Genomic DNA, 13453 nt, shown 5'->3' on the forward strand with positions numbered 1-13453 from the left:
TGTCGGCAGCAGACACCGTCATCGGTCCTGGAGCAGCCCGAGGACATTGCCGTCGGGGTCGGTGACGGTGGCCACCATTCGGCCGCCGCCGACGTCATGCGCAGGCTCCTTCACGGTGGCCCCTGCGGCGGTCAGCTCGGCCAGTTTTGCCTCGAGGTCCGCAACGTGCCAGTAGGCGACTGGTGAGGTCATCTTCTGAGGCCCACCGCCGGGTACCAGGCCGATGTGCTGGCCTTCGGCGTCGAAGCCGACGTAGTAGGGGCCGTCGGCCTGTGGCGCCACCCCCAGCAGGGCGGAGTACACCCGCTTGGCCGCCGCCAAGTCGGATACGGGATGCAGCACGGTCTTGATTCCCTGGGTCGAAGAGCCGGTCATCGTCACTCCTGACTGCCGGTGGTGATGTCCATGATCGCCACTCTAGCCGCGGCCCGCGGACTCCCGCTTCTCGAATCCTGATCGATTCTCGACCATCCAGCTACGCTGGGCTGAGCGTGCGCATGGGGTCCGGACCACAGGTGGGATCCAGACCCCACAGCCAGGCGCACCCATCCAGTGAGGGTCTGCGAAGTCGGTGCCGCGGGTGCCCAAGCTTGCCGCCAGGGCTATCCGTTGGAGCCACTCTGGCGGATCGCTCCGTTCACGCCCGCCGGGAAGAAGCCACCCCTGGTTGCCTTCTCGGGTGTCAGGTAGACGACATTGAGCACTTGCGCCGCAGTGCGGCTGAAAGCAATCCCGTTGGTGTCGGTCGGGATCAGGTTGGCCATGCCGCCGTCCCGGGTCAACTCCTGGTCGAGGTCTGTCCTGCCATCGAGAGTGTCCCGCGCAATGGAGATCTTGCCCGCGGCGGCGGCCAGTCCTTTCGCGTACAAGCTGGAGCGGACGATGCCGGCGTGGTACGCCTCAACCGCCAGGATGCCGGCGGCCGCCTCCAGATAGGTCTTGTTGTCGATCAGCGGCGCAGCTCCCTTGTAGGCGGTGACGCCGACATCCTCGAAGATGAAGGCGGCAAGAAGGAAGTTGTTCTCGTTCGCGTACGGGTCGAACGTCTGCCCGGCCCCGATCAGGCCCGCAGCCCGGGCAGCTGCAGTGAAACTGGCCTGGATGTCGATCTTGGGCCGAGCAACCTTGGCGGATCCGAGCGCGGATCGCAGAAATCGGACGTGGGCGAGCTCGTCACCGGCGATCTCTTGCGCATACTGGCGAATCGCCTTGGACTTGAAGGCCACCTGGCGGCCGCCACGGACGCCGCCTCGGGCGCCCTTGCCGTCGGTCAACGTCGAGTCGAGTCCGTGACCGTACACCGCGTTCGAATAGAACTCCGCCTCCAGATACTCCAGGTTCAGGGCGAAGTTCAGCACCGCACTGTCACTCGGCGCACCGCTGGGCGCGGCGACGGCCGGCGTCGTCCCCGCCCCAAGCAGGCTCGCACTCCCGACGGCTCCGAGGCTCGCCAACCCGGCGGTCCTCAGGAAGGTACGGCGATCCGCCTCGTTCTCTGCACTGCGGTTGATCATGTCAACCACCGTCTTCTGACCAAACATTGCTGCTCCTCATGGAGGGAAGGGTGTGCTCCGAGGACGGCGCATCCAGCGGGCCGGCATCGCACGGAGCACGCGACAACGACGTCTGCTCGCGCTGGATCGGCGCCTGCCCCGGTCGTCGCGCGCACCACTGACTGCGCGAGCCGATCCAACCCCGATGGCGACGACCCGATCCCTAGGGCCAATGGCCGAGGGGTGGAACCGCTCTACTGGTCATTCGGAGCAGTGCAAGCGGTGGATGGGTGCCGCGTCACGTCAGCTGACGGTAAGCACGATCTTGCCGCGGGTGTGACCCTCGATGTTCAATCGGTAGGCCTCGGCCGCCTGCTCCAACGGGAACGTCTTGGTCACCTCCACTGTGAGTTGTCCGTCGTCTGCCAGCTGAGACAGCTCCTGCAGGTCAGCGCCCTCCGGGCTGACCCACATCCAGGTCCCGCCGTGCTTCTCCACTTCCGGGTCGGCGATCGACGCGTGTCTGCCGTCCGGCTTGAGTACCGCGAGCGTGACGTCGAGGACACCACCGACGAAGTCAGCCACGACCTCGACTCCCCCGGGAGCCAGCCCGTGAACGGCGTCGACCAGCCCCTCGCCGTAGGACACGGGCTCCGCGCCGAGCGAGCGAAGGAACGCATGGTTGCGCTCCGAGGCGGTGGCGATCACCCGCGCCCCGTACGCGGCGGCGATTTGGACACCGAGTGACCCCACTCCCCCTGCACCTCCGTGGATCAGCAGCGTCTCGCCCGAACGGAGCGCGAGTCGCTTCAGCACCTGAGCAGCGGTCAGTCCGGCCAGGGGCAGACCGGCCGCCTGCTCCCAGCTCAGCGCGCGGGGCTTGCGCGCCAGCAGGCGGGTGGGAAGGGCGACGTACTCGGCGAAGGTCCCACCGTGGACGTAGTCCTTGCGGCCGTTGGCGATGACTTCATCGCCAGGCGCGAACTGCGGCGTGTCAACGCCCACCGACTCGACCACCCCGGCCACGTCCCAGCCTGGGATGACCGGAAACTCGATGTCCAGCATCGAATCCAGGTAGCCGCCCATCACCTTCCAGTCCACCGGGTTCACTGCGGCGGCTCTCACCTTGACCAGAACCATGCCTGGACCGACTTTGGGCATCGGTTGATCGGACAGTTCGAGGACATCGGGGTTGCCATAGCTGCTGTAGGTCATCGCTTTCACCTAGAGGCGAACTGGCTGAGCCACGTTTTCATTCCAGCGCGTGATTCATAGCGGCAGAGCGTTCAGCCGTCAGCACGCGTGCCGATGATCACCGTGGCGTCGAGATTGTCCAGCTGGGACAGCCGAGGCATCAGGCCGGCAGCAGCGACCATCTCCATCAGCTCCGGTGCCTGCTGCTCACTGGACTCGACCAGCAGCGAGCCGCCCGGAGCCAGCCAGGACTGCGCGTCGGCGATCACCCGCCGAAGCACCGACAGACCGTCCGTGCCACCGTCGAGGGCGAGCTTTGGCTCGTGTACACGCGCTTCCTGCGGCATCAGCCAGATTGCTGCGGTCGGCACGTAGGGAGCGTTAGCGACCAGGATGTCGACGTGACCCAGAAGTGAGGCCGGTAACGGGTCGTAGAGATCACCTTCCAACACCTGGCCGCCCACGGTCTCCACATTCCGCCGGGCGCAACGGACAGCGGCGGCCTCCAGGTCGACGGCAAACAGCCTGGAACCGTCCAGGGCCATGGCCACAGCCACGCCCACCGCTCCCGAACCACAGCACAGGTCCACCACCACCGGTGATCGCGACTGGCCGATGGTGCGACCGGCTGCTACACCCTCGCGAACCAGCAACTCGCTTCGACGCCGGGGAACGAAGACGCCTGGGTCAACCTCGACTCTCAGGCCGCAGAACTCGGCCCAACCGATCACGACCTCGAGCGGCAGGCCGGCAACGCGTCGTTCGACCATGATCGCCAGCTCGGCGGCCGAGTCGGTGCTCATGATCAACAACCGCGCCTCGTCCTCGGCGAAGACGCAACCGGCTGCGCGCAGCTTGGCAATGATCACGGACGGATCAGGCGATGAGGCTGACAACGTCAGGCCACGCTCCCCGGTGGCCTCAGCGCACCGGAGACGACAACAGGCTGGGACACGCCAGGAGCCTATCCGGTCAACAAGCCGCCGCAGATCCGCGTCGGTGCGATCAGCTCTGCCACACCTGTGGCGCCGGTTAACGCTCCGCACAGACGCGTTGAAAATTGTTGCCTAAAGACTGATGACAGCGTCGGATTTTGGTGCCATCATTCCCTTTGGAAGGTCGATGACAAAGCTCCGCACCGGATATTCGTCCGAGTCTGAGCCGGCGTTGCCGACGGTGCATTCCCGTTTATCGTTCCGTTATCTATTCGACCCTCCACTCCACAGAACGGGGAGCGCCGCCATGAGCGCATCGCAGTCCAACCTGTCGTCTTCACAATATGGGTATGACTTTGTCGTGGCCACCACGCAAGCCAGCATCAATGCGACCATGAAGACCTTCCTCGCCAATCTCACCGAACCCGTGGTCTCGATCTGCTACATCGCGGACGACGCCGGAAACCCCACCCAGATCGACTACGACGACCTGGTGCAGAGCGCCAACGGCACCGACCCGTTCGCGGTACCCGCAGATGCTGACCCAGACACCAGCCAGGACCTGAAGAACCTGATTGCCGCCCGGTTCATGATGGGCTTTCGAGCGCAACTGGGCCTGCCGCCGGGCATTCCGCCGGCGCAGATGCCCGATCTAGTCTGCCTCGGCGCCGACACCTCCGTAGTGGGCTTCAACCTGCTGTGTGCGGAGTTCACCGTCGTCGATCTCGATCCCGGCAGTGGCTACACGAAGCCGTCCTGGATGAACCAGTGCCAGCCAGCGGGGGCACCGTGGATCTTCTCCTCCAAGGTTGACCTGCGGCTCTCGACAACGGACAGCAGTGCCTATTCCACTTTGCCGCCGGATGTGCGGCAGGAGATCGGAAACCTCGGTGGTCAGGCTTTCAGCGTGCAGCAATTGCTCTTCGACCTCGATAATGCCGCCCTAGAATCTCTTCCGACCATCTCAGGTGTCGCGCCGGGGACGAAACTGTACAGCGTCCTCCAGCAGGAATTTCTCGGCGCCTATTTCTCGGCTCTCGCCAAAGAAGGGGCGCCGGTCCTGGGATGCACCATTACGCACGGCAGCCCCCCAGCCGCCACGCTCACTCTCTCCGATCTCAATCTCGAGGTCTCCCCGTTCCTTGGCAGCAACGGACAGCCGGTGGCCCAGCCCACCCAGGACCAGCAGAACCTCGCCACCCTCAACTACCTGTGCGCAGCCGACGGCAACACGCTGCCGCCAGCGGTGGCGTTCGGCTGGAACTGGATCGACCCGTCCGAGGAGGCCGACTACGACGGGGTCGTCGCCATCAACCGGACCTCGTTGGCCGGCTACTTCCGCAACCAGCTCCAGTACTCCGCAGCCGCCAACAGCTTCCTGGCCTGGGTGCGAGTCTGGCTGTCCGGCTTTCTCGATGCGACAACAAACTTCAGCTGGAGACTCACGGCGGACCAGACACCGACGGTCACCACGCCGCCCACCGGGCCGGTCATCCTCACGTTCCACTACGACAGTGACGCCGAGGACGCGGCCGGTCTCGATGACGACATGGGAAAGTTGGAGCTGAAGCCGTCTTACGACCTCACTGTGAGTGTCTCCGGCAGTACGATCACCATCGTCCAGCACCTGGTCGTCTACCTCTACGTACGGGTGATGCAGACGTCCGGGGACGGCAACGTGGTGGACCGGACCATCACCGACACCTACGCGCTCTCGGTCGGAGAGCACGGTGAGCTGGCCACAACCCTGGCGTCGACGACCTCCGACAACTCGCAGAACCCGTCCACGAACGGGTTCCTGAACTTCTTCACCGACCTGAACCGCATCATCGACGACGTCTCGGGATGGGTCCGGAACTTCACCGCCACCAACCTCACCGACATCCCGGCCTCCCTGGTGCAGAACTATGTCTTCCCGGGCGGGGCGACGTTCGCCTTCAAGTCGGTGGCATTCTCGGACAACCAGGATCTGGTCTCCCACATCACCTACTCCGACCCCAGCTGAAGCACCCTGTCGAATCCCGGCTGAGCGACGCACGGGCTCCCTCATTGCGTCGCCGCGCCACAGAGCGAGGACTCCTGCCATGACCAGTCACACCGTCACGTACTCCACCGAGCTGATGCAGAACTACCTGCAGGCCGAGATCCTGTCACCGCAAGCCAAATTTGAGGCCCTGCAGACCTCTCAGGGCACCTCCCTGCTGTTCTCCATCGGCACCGACCAGGTGTTCTACGTCACCCGAGAGGTAGCCGGAGACCGGGCCGGCTGGATCCGGTCGGACCTGAGCACGGGCCAGATCGAGCAGGACTTCGCCGGGGCGACCGGCGTCGTCTGTCGCGACTTCACCTCGGCTGAGTGCCCGACCGCAGCCGGCTCCAGCGTCCACCTGGGCATGGTGCTGGGCGATGGTCAGCACGACCATCTGTATCTCAGCCTGGCCAACTCCGACTCCGACCTGTCCTGGACCGCGCAGCCAGTCTGGGTTGGCTATCCCTTCGACGATCCGGACCATCCACTGCCCCAGCTCAAGGTGGTCGGCGTGATGATCAGCGAAGCGTCCGACGGCGAGTACATCGTCGTCGACGTGCTGCGCGACCCGACCAGCAGTGAGAATCTGGTGCTCCGCTACTACATCGACGTCAACAAGAGCGGAGGGTACGCCTGGCATCCCCACGACGTGGCGGTCGACTTGGCGGCCGGCAGCTATCGCAGCTCGTTGGGGCGACGGGTCAACCAGCCCATCGACGGGCTGTATACCAGCGGCCAAGTGGACGGGCAGACCCAGTTCACCTACCAGCCGCTGTACAACCCCTACAACCCGAACGTGCCGGCCTCGCCGGACATCCTGCAACTTCCGGGCAACCTGCACCCCGACTCCATCGCCGTCTGTCGCAACCCGGACAACAGCTCTGACCTCTACGCCACGGCCAACGGCACGCTGTACCACTTCAGCAGTGCTGGACAAGCCAACAACGCCACCGCGACCGCACTGTTGCAGAATGAGATGTTCGCGGGAGTGCGCGACCTCTTCGCCGCGATCGACGACCAACAGGTGACGGTCTGGGGGCTCAACGGCAGCGACGAAGTCTTCTACACCAGTTGCCCGCTCGACCAGCTCGGCAACAGCACAAGCTGGTCGGTCCCGATGCCCATCCTCACCGGAGTGGAGCAGCTCTCCCCCTACCTGGACCGGGCCAACAGCGCCAACACCTTCTTCGCGCACACGGGCGCGAGCACTCTGGTCAAGGCGGTCAAGTCACCCGGAGCCACTCTCTGGACGTTCCGCACCATCACTCTGCCGCCGCCGGTCGCCACGACTCCCGCTCAGAGCTACAGCTCCTACACCACGCGCATCCAGGTGCTTGATGCCAACAGCCAGCCCGTACCGGGGCTACAGGTGGCCATCAGCGCCAGCTGCGTCAGCAGCGTCTACCTCAACTATCTGTACTACGTGCTCGGACCGACACCGGTCCAGGCCGAGACCGACGCGCTGGGAGTGATCACTATCGTCGAGGCGGTCGACACGCTCGCCGGAAGTCGGTTGTACGTCTCCGTCGACGGGCAGACCACCACCATCAACCCGATGGAGAAGGTCTTCAGCAAAGCAGCCAGTCTCGACTCCCCCGATCTGCTGTCGACCGCAACGATCAAGGCCCCTGACGGCACCACTCGACCGCTGATCGCTCCCGGCACCGACCCCGGGTTGCTGCAACAGGTCGCGGACGGCAACAAGCAGTTGGCTGCCGCCTACGCCGCCGTCGCCAACCGGCCCGCACCAGCGGGCCAGGTCAGCGGAATGGTCGGAGCCGAGCCGCTCTCTCGCGGCCTGACCAGCTTTGTCCTCACCACCCCCGTCGGCGATCTCAGCTCGATCCTCGTGGACGCCGGCGACCTCTTCGAGCGCCTCAAGCATGATGTGGACCATGTCATCCAGGTTGTGGAGGACACCGCGACAGGGGTCTGGAACTTCATCGTCACCCTCGCCGGAGAGGCGTACCACTGCGTCCTCGACTGCGTCGAGAAGGTGGTGGCGGCCGTCCAATGGCTGTACACCATGGTGAAGACGGCGGTCGAGGACCTGATCAAGTATCTGGAGTTCCTGTTCGAGTGGGCGGATTTCACCCGCACCAAGAAGGTGATCGAAAATATCGTCCGGACCTTCCTCGACTACCAGGTCGACCAGATCGAGGTAGTGAAGTCGGAACTGGACACGATGATCACCTCAGTCGAGGGCACCATCAACGCCTGGGCCGGCACCAGCAGCTGGGACGGACTCGGGGCCGACGGGGACAGGACACCCAACAGCACCTCGACCCCAACTGCGGGCCAGAGCGCCCCAGGCTCCCTGCTCGCCCACCACTACCAGAACAACGCCCAGAGCGCGACGCAGGTGAGGCCAGCACCGGTCCCCCAACCATCGCCCAACCCGGTGGAGGTGCTGCTCGAAGCCCTGGCTCAGGAGGCGGACACGATCAGCGAGACGATCTCGCGGTTGCAAGACCTTGCCACCGACTTCAACAGCATGACACTGACCGAGTCACTCAAGGCGCTGGTGGCGGTCGTCGCTGATCTCGGCCTCGAGACCGCCAGGCACGTGATCGACGCGCTGCTCGATGTCCTCTACGACGTAGCCAAGGACGCCGTGGCGCTGCTGGACACCCCCATCCACATTCCCGTCATCTCGGACATCTTGAGTGACCTCGGGATCGCGGAGTTCTCGTTCCTGGAGGTGGCCTGCTGGATCGCCGCGATCCCCGTCACGTTGATCTACAAGGCGGCAGAGGGCGCGGCGCCCTTCCCGGATGACCCGGACACCACGTTCCTGATCAACGCTGCCGACTTCCCGACTCTTCTCCAGGCCTTCAGTAAGCCATCGGCCGCTGCCCACAACCTGGAGGTGGCGGCTGCAGCGCCGAACGGACTTGCCCGCGACGCAGGGGCGTCCGGACCGCTCTCGCTCTCTGCGGGGACGGCCCAGGCGGTGCACGTCAGCGGCCACGCAGTCTCGGGATTCTGCTCGCTCGTGTCGGCGATCCTGTCGAGCTTCGAAGCAGCCGAAGAGGACGCGACCAACCCCTGGAGCATCCCCGCCGCGGTTGCCGGCATCCTGGGCGGCGTCTCCGGCGGCGTCGCCAGCGTGCTGGCGCCGCACGACCCGGTCGAGAACACGGAGGTCATCTGGGTGGGGCGGGTCACGCTGGGATTCCGCATCCTCGCCATGCTGCTCTTCTCCGGTCCGGCGCAGGATACCTTCAAGGACAACCTTTCGCTCAAGGTCTTCTCGGTCTCGGACGGTCGAGGGGTTGGAGCAATCGTCGACTCGGTGCTGGTCCTCCCAGCGCTCGCGTACAGCTGTTGGCACTTCTACGAGCTGTCCCAGAAGCCGGTCGGAGCAGACCGGAGCATCGCCATCGTGGACGAGACGAGCTCTCTGACGGCCTACATCTCACGGATCAGCTATGCGGTGGCGGTCAACACCGAAGAGATCCCGAAGGCGGTGGCGATAGGCGTGATGGCGACAGCCAATGTGGTCACCGGTGGCCTCCAGATCGCCGAGTCCATGATCCACTAACGCAGGGCTCGGCGTACTTTCCCTAGGCTTACTGGCCGGCACCGCAGAGGCAGAAAGGGTGGCCCGCCGGGTCTGCGAAGACCGGGCAACTGCCACCCAGGTCGGGAAGTCGAGTCGCACCCAGCCGCAGCGCGACCTCCTGAGCCTTCTCGGGATCGTCGACGTGCAGATCGAGATGCATCTGCTGCGGGTAGGCGGGATCCGGCCAACGCGGCGGTTGGTAGTCGGGGTTCTCGTCGAAGGCGAGACGCGGGAAGCTTTCCTCGTCCTTGGCGACGACCAGCCAGTCTTCGCGGATGATCTTCATCCCCAGCAGTTCGGCGTAGAAGGTGGCGAGTGCCCGAGCGTCAGGGCCCTCGATGACGATATTGCGGATGTATGCGCCCATGATTTGAGCGTAGACCGCCGACGGCTCGGCGGGGAAGGCGTCAAGCTTCCACCAGACGCCGGCCCTCCTCAGGGCACGGGAGGCGGTCATCGCTGTCACACGAGTGAACCCGAGGCGAGATGCACGACGACCGCCTGAGGGTGATCGACAAAGAAGGCGGATGCCCAGTCGTCGAACAGCTTCGCCCTGAGCGCCACGGAGCGCGCAGCTGTCGGAGTGATCTTGGTCCGGGCGAAGTCGAAGTTGATCTTCTGGGTGACCTCGTCAGCGTACGGTCGGCGAGGATCGGACGTTGGGCCCGGCTGTCGAGCGCCCGGCCGTACAAGGTGGCGAGCAGGGTGACCTTCTCCTCGGTGAGGTGTACCTTCTCGCTCGCCATGCTTTGAAACCTTACGCCCCACGATGGCGAACGAGTGGACTGTCGCCCGGCAGGTAGAGCGGATGCCGTGGAGCCCCGGTCTTGGTGGCCGAGCCCAGCCGGTAGAGCTGGACATCACCGAGCAGGGACAGCACGGCCTGATCGCGGCCAAGATAACTGCCCTCACGACCCCAGCCGAGCACTACCTGCTCAGCGGTGCCGGCTATCGTGCGGATGTTCTCGTCGTTGTCCGGCCCGATCGGATCGGAATGCAACTTCAGCTCGCGTGGCTCCGTGGCCCGATAGGCGAAGAGGTTCACGATGGTGACACCGTCATAACCGAGCCGGGCGGCGAAGGAGACGCAACGTCGGACTGTCGGATCCAGCACCGACTCCGTCGCCGTCGACGGGTTCAAGAGGATGAACGGAAGCACCCGGCCAACCCCGTCGCCGGCCACACCCCAGGTCCGGGTCAGGGCGTAGCGGTAGGTCCGGCATGGGGAGAAGGTCGCGGACCCGTGCCAACCGCCGATGCCACCTGAGCCCGTCGAAGCGCCACCACGCACGCCCTGAGCCTATCGAAAGGCCACCACCGGCCCTGAGCCCGAAGGCCACGCGCCCTGAGCCTGTCGAAGGGCCACCACCCGCCCTGAGCCCGAAAGGCCACGCGCCCTGAGTCTGTCCAAGGGCAATCCCCCACCCCGGCCGACACTGACGATTGTGACGGCGCTACGAAGGTCCTAGGCTGAGATCTGGGAATGTCGGGGCCCCGGTCATTGCCATTCGTTGATCGTATCGATGACGATCGGGTGAGCCATGTCGATCATGATCAGTTATGCGAACCAGGATCGTGCCGCGGTCGAGGCCCTTGCCGCCGACATCGATCGTGCACACCTGGACGTCTGGATGGACCGCGAGCTGACCGGCGGGCAGATCTGGTGGGACACCATCCTGGAGCAGATCCGGTCCTGCACGCTGTTCATCTTCGCCCTGAGCCCGGACTCGCTGCGTTCGCGCGCCTGCGCGTCGGAGTTGGATTATGCGATCCAGTTGCGAAGACCGGTATTGCCGGTGATGGTCAACAACGTGGCGGTGCAACTCGCGCCTCCATCGGTCGCAAACGCCCAGATCGTCGACTATCGGGTGCGATCAGTCGAGGCTGCCATCGCTCTGGTCAGCGCCGTCGCCTCGCGTCCTGCACCCCCGGCGCTACCTAATCCTCTGCCTGCACCACCCGCCGCACCCATCTCGTACATGAACACCTTCCGAGAGGCCATTGAGGCTCAGTCCCTGCCTTTCAAGGATCAGGTGCATCTGGTGGCCGAGCTCAGGATCTATCTCGACGACCCGGTGGATCGGGAGGTCGCCGCGCAGTTGCTTGCACGTCTTCGGCGACGACCTGACGTCGCCGAGAGCGTCGGACGTGAGATCGACCGGTTGCTGAACCCGGACCCAGAGAAGTCCCCACCGAGAAGACATGCCCGAGAGCGCGCGTCCCCTCTCGACGCAGATCCTGGCCGTGGATCTGCAGACAGGACTGGAACTGCACAAGTGCCGGGGACCCGGCCGATATCAGAATCCGCGGAGAGGTCTGCACCGAGGCAACCGACCCAGTGGCGGATCCACCTGATGTCGCTCGGACTGGTGCTGGTCATCATCTGGGATGTATTGAGCGTCGGCTACCCCACCGGACCGATTGTCTTTGTCGCGGCAGCCATCGGCGGAATCTGCCTCGCAGCGTGGACGCTGAGACGCGCCGGGCGTCGAGCCGAAACTCGCGGCCTACGCAAAGCCGCCCTCATCTGGGGAGCCATCTGGGTCGCGGTTGCGCTCTTCATCCTGATTGCCTTTCTCGTGAACAGCTGACTCATCCGCTCAGCGAAGGCCCCGGTCGATTCACCGCTCAGATGGTGTCGTGCTTGGCGTTGCGCGCCCAGACGAAGCAGAAGAGTCCGAAGCAGGCGATGCCGAGCGCCATGATGGTCAACAAGGCCGGCCCGAATGCCTGTTGCCGCAAGATCTTCAGCGCCGTATCCATCCCGCCGGCCTTCTTGGGGTCGTGGGTGATGGCGGCATAGCCGAACAGCAGACCGATGACGACCAGGACGATGCCCTTGGCGACGTAACCCACAATGCCGAGCCGGATGGCAGCCTTGCCCACGCCCCCACGCAGGTCATCCCTGAACTTCTGCTGGACCCCCTTGACGACAAGATAAATGCCGACGCCGATCACGGCAGCCCCCAGGATGATCACCAGCAGCTGCCCGAACGGCGCCCCCATCAGCCTCGACGTCAGCGTCCGCTGACTCGTTCCCGAGTGCGCCCGCGACCCCAGCGCAAAACCTGCAGCACTGATCCCCAGCGCCAGATAGACGATGGAGCGTCCGGCGGAGCCGATCCGGCGTCGCACGCGTCGGGCGCCCTGCTTGTCACGGTGTCCCGTTGCGGCCTCGATCGCCTGCCACGGCACGAGCGTGAAGAAGCCGATGGCCGCCACCCAGAGCAGGACGAACCCGAAGGGCTGCTTCGCCAGCTCCCCGAGGGCGCCCTGGCTGGAGACGTCACCCTTTCGCCCGAACCAGGCAAGCTGAACGGCGATCCAGGTGATCAGCAGGTGCACCAGCCCATAGCTGATCAGGCCGACCGCCACGAGTACGCGATAGCCCTTGTTCTGCTGCAGCTTCGCACCCGCCTGCTTGGTGGTGCCGCGAACGTCAGATGTCATGGCCACACTCTATTGACCAGCCGAGGGTGACGTCGGAAACTAGGCCGACTCCAGCGCAGTAGCTGCAGCATTCGTCGCACCAAGGCGCGTCGGGCGTTCGACTCGGACGGCCACCAGCGGGAGGAAGAACTGCACCAGCGGGCCGATTCCCACCGCGTACAGCACGGTCCCGACACCCACGGTGCCGCCGAGCAGGAAGCCGATCACGAGCACGGAGACTTCGATGCTGGTCCGGATCAGTCGGAGACTCCCGGAGGTGCGTGCAGCCAGCCCTGTCATCAGCCCGTCCCGCGGACCCGGACCCAGCTGGCTTCCGATGTAGATCGCGCCGGCGAGTCCGTTCAGCACGATAGCCAGCAGCATGAAAGTGATGCGGACGGTCATCGATTCCGGCGCGGGGAGGACGGCGAGGCCGAAGTCGGCGGCCAGGCCGACCACGATGGCATTGGCGACGGTCCCGAAGCCAGGCCACTGCCGCAGCGGTATCCAGAGCAGCAACACGATCACCCCGACGCCGATGGTGATGGTGCCGAAGCTCAACGGTACGAACCGGGCCAGGCCCTGGTGCAGCACGTCCCACGGGTCCAGACCGAGCCCCGCCTGGACCATCATCGCCATCGAGAAACCGAACAGGAACAGCCCGAAGAACAGCTGCGGCAGCCTGCGCGCCAGCCGACCGGCACGCAGCTGCTCTATCGGCGTCATCTTGGGCAGGTCGTAGCGGGGCCCAGCTTTCAACGTGAACGGCATGCGGCCCACTCTGCCGGGCAAGTGGCCTGGTTATCTA

At 65.0% G+C, this 13453-nt stretch carries 11 protein-coding genes; 3 read left to right on the forward strand and 8 right to left on the reverse strand.

The genetic code is table 11. The features are described from left to right. Positions 1-18 precede the first annotated feature (18 nt). The 4 genes from JOE57_RS00340 to JOE57_RS00355 all read right to left on the reverse strand — a co-directional run bounded on the left by JOE57_RS00340 (position 19) and on the right by JOE57_RS00355 (position 3556). The gene (locus JOE57_RS00340; protein ID WP_204915870.1) at positions 19-375 is read right to left on the reverse strand and encodes a VOC family protein; all 357 of its coding nucleotides are present in this window, start codon (positions 373-375) and stop codon (positions 19-21) included. A gap of 227 nt (positions 376-602) precedes the next feature. Next, a complete protein-coding gene (locus tag JOE57_RS00345) occupies positions 603-1541 on the reverse strand; it encodes a ferritin-like domain-containing protein (RefSeq protein ID WP_204915871.1) in 939 nt (312 codons plus the stop codon). A 255-nt stretch (positions 1542-1796) separates the two neighbouring features. Next, complete coding sequence (locus tag JOE57_RS00350; protein ID WP_239578793.1) at positions 1797-2708, reverse strand: NADP-dependent oxidoreductase; 912 nt, start codon at positions 2706-2708, stop codon at positions 1797-1799. Between the two features lie 71 nt (positions 2709-2779). Continuing rightward, on the reverse strand, positions 2780-3556 hold the full coding sequence (locus JOE57_RS00355; protein WP_338041077.1) for a putative protein N(5)-glutamine methyltransferase: 777 nt from the start codon (positions 3554-3556) through the stop codon (positions 2780-2782). A 427-nt stretch (positions 3557-3983) separates the two neighbouring features. Here JOE57_RS00355 and JOE57_RS00360 point away from each other — a divergent pair, with 427 nt between their 5' ends. Then, a complete protein-coding gene (locus tag JOE57_RS00360; protein ID WP_204915873.1) occupies positions 3984-5627 on the forward strand; it encodes a hypothetical protein in 1644 nt (547 codons plus the stop codon). Positions 5628-5706: 79 nt separating this feature from the next. Next, positions 5707-9195, forward strand: coding sequence for a hypothetical protein (locus tag JOE57_RS00365; protein WP_204915874.1), 3489 nt, complete (start codon positions 5707-5709; stop codon positions 9193-9195). A 28-nt stretch (positions 9196-9223) separates the two neighbouring features. Here JOE57_RS00365 and JOE57_RS00370 read toward each other — a convergent pair whose 3' ends face one another. Both JOE57_RS00370 and JOE57_RS00375 read right to left on the reverse strand, forming a co-directional pair. After that, a complete protein-coding gene (locus tag JOE57_RS00370; RefSeq protein ID WP_204915875.1) occupies positions 9224-9583 on the reverse strand; it encodes a VOC family protein in 360 nt (119 codons plus the stop codon). 390 nt (positions 9584-9973) lie between these two features. Then, positions 9974-10507: a DUF1643 domain-containing protein gene (locus JOE57_RS00375; protein ID WP_204915876.1), complete on the reverse strand. Its 534-nt coding sequence runs from the start codon at positions 10505-10507 to the stop codon at positions 9974-9976. A 259-nt stretch (positions 10508-10766) separates the two neighbouring features. Here JOE57_RS00375 and JOE57_RS00380 point away from each other — a divergent pair, with 259 nt between their 5' ends. Next, positions 10767-11807, forward strand: a complete 1041-nt coding sequence (locus tag JOE57_RS00380) for a toll/interleukin-1 receptor domain-containing protein (protein WP_239579003.1) — start codon at positions 10767-10769, stop codon at positions 11805-11807. Positions 11808-11844: 37 nt separating this feature from the next. On the opposite strand, the gene JOE57_RS00385 is transcribed toward JOE57_RS00380, so the two are convergent. Beyond that, positions 11845-12666, reverse strand: a complete 822-nt coding sequence (locus JOE57_RS00385) for a DUF1206 domain-containing protein (protein ID WP_204915878.1) — start codon at positions 12664-12666, stop codon at positions 11845-11847. A 39-nt stretch (positions 12667-12705) separates the two neighbouring features. Then, positions 12706-13416, reverse strand: a complete 711-nt coding sequence (gene yczE, locus JOE57_RS00390; RefSeq protein ID WP_204915879.1) for a membrane protein YczE — start codon at positions 13414-13416, stop codon at positions 12706-12708. Between the last annotated feature and the right edge of the window lie 37 nt (positions 13417-13453).

This window comes from Microlunatus panaciterrae (assembly GCF_016907535.1).
Classification (GTDB): Bacteria; Actinomycetota; Actinomycetes; order Propionibacteriales; family Propionibacteriaceae; genus Microlunatus; species Microlunatus panaciterrae.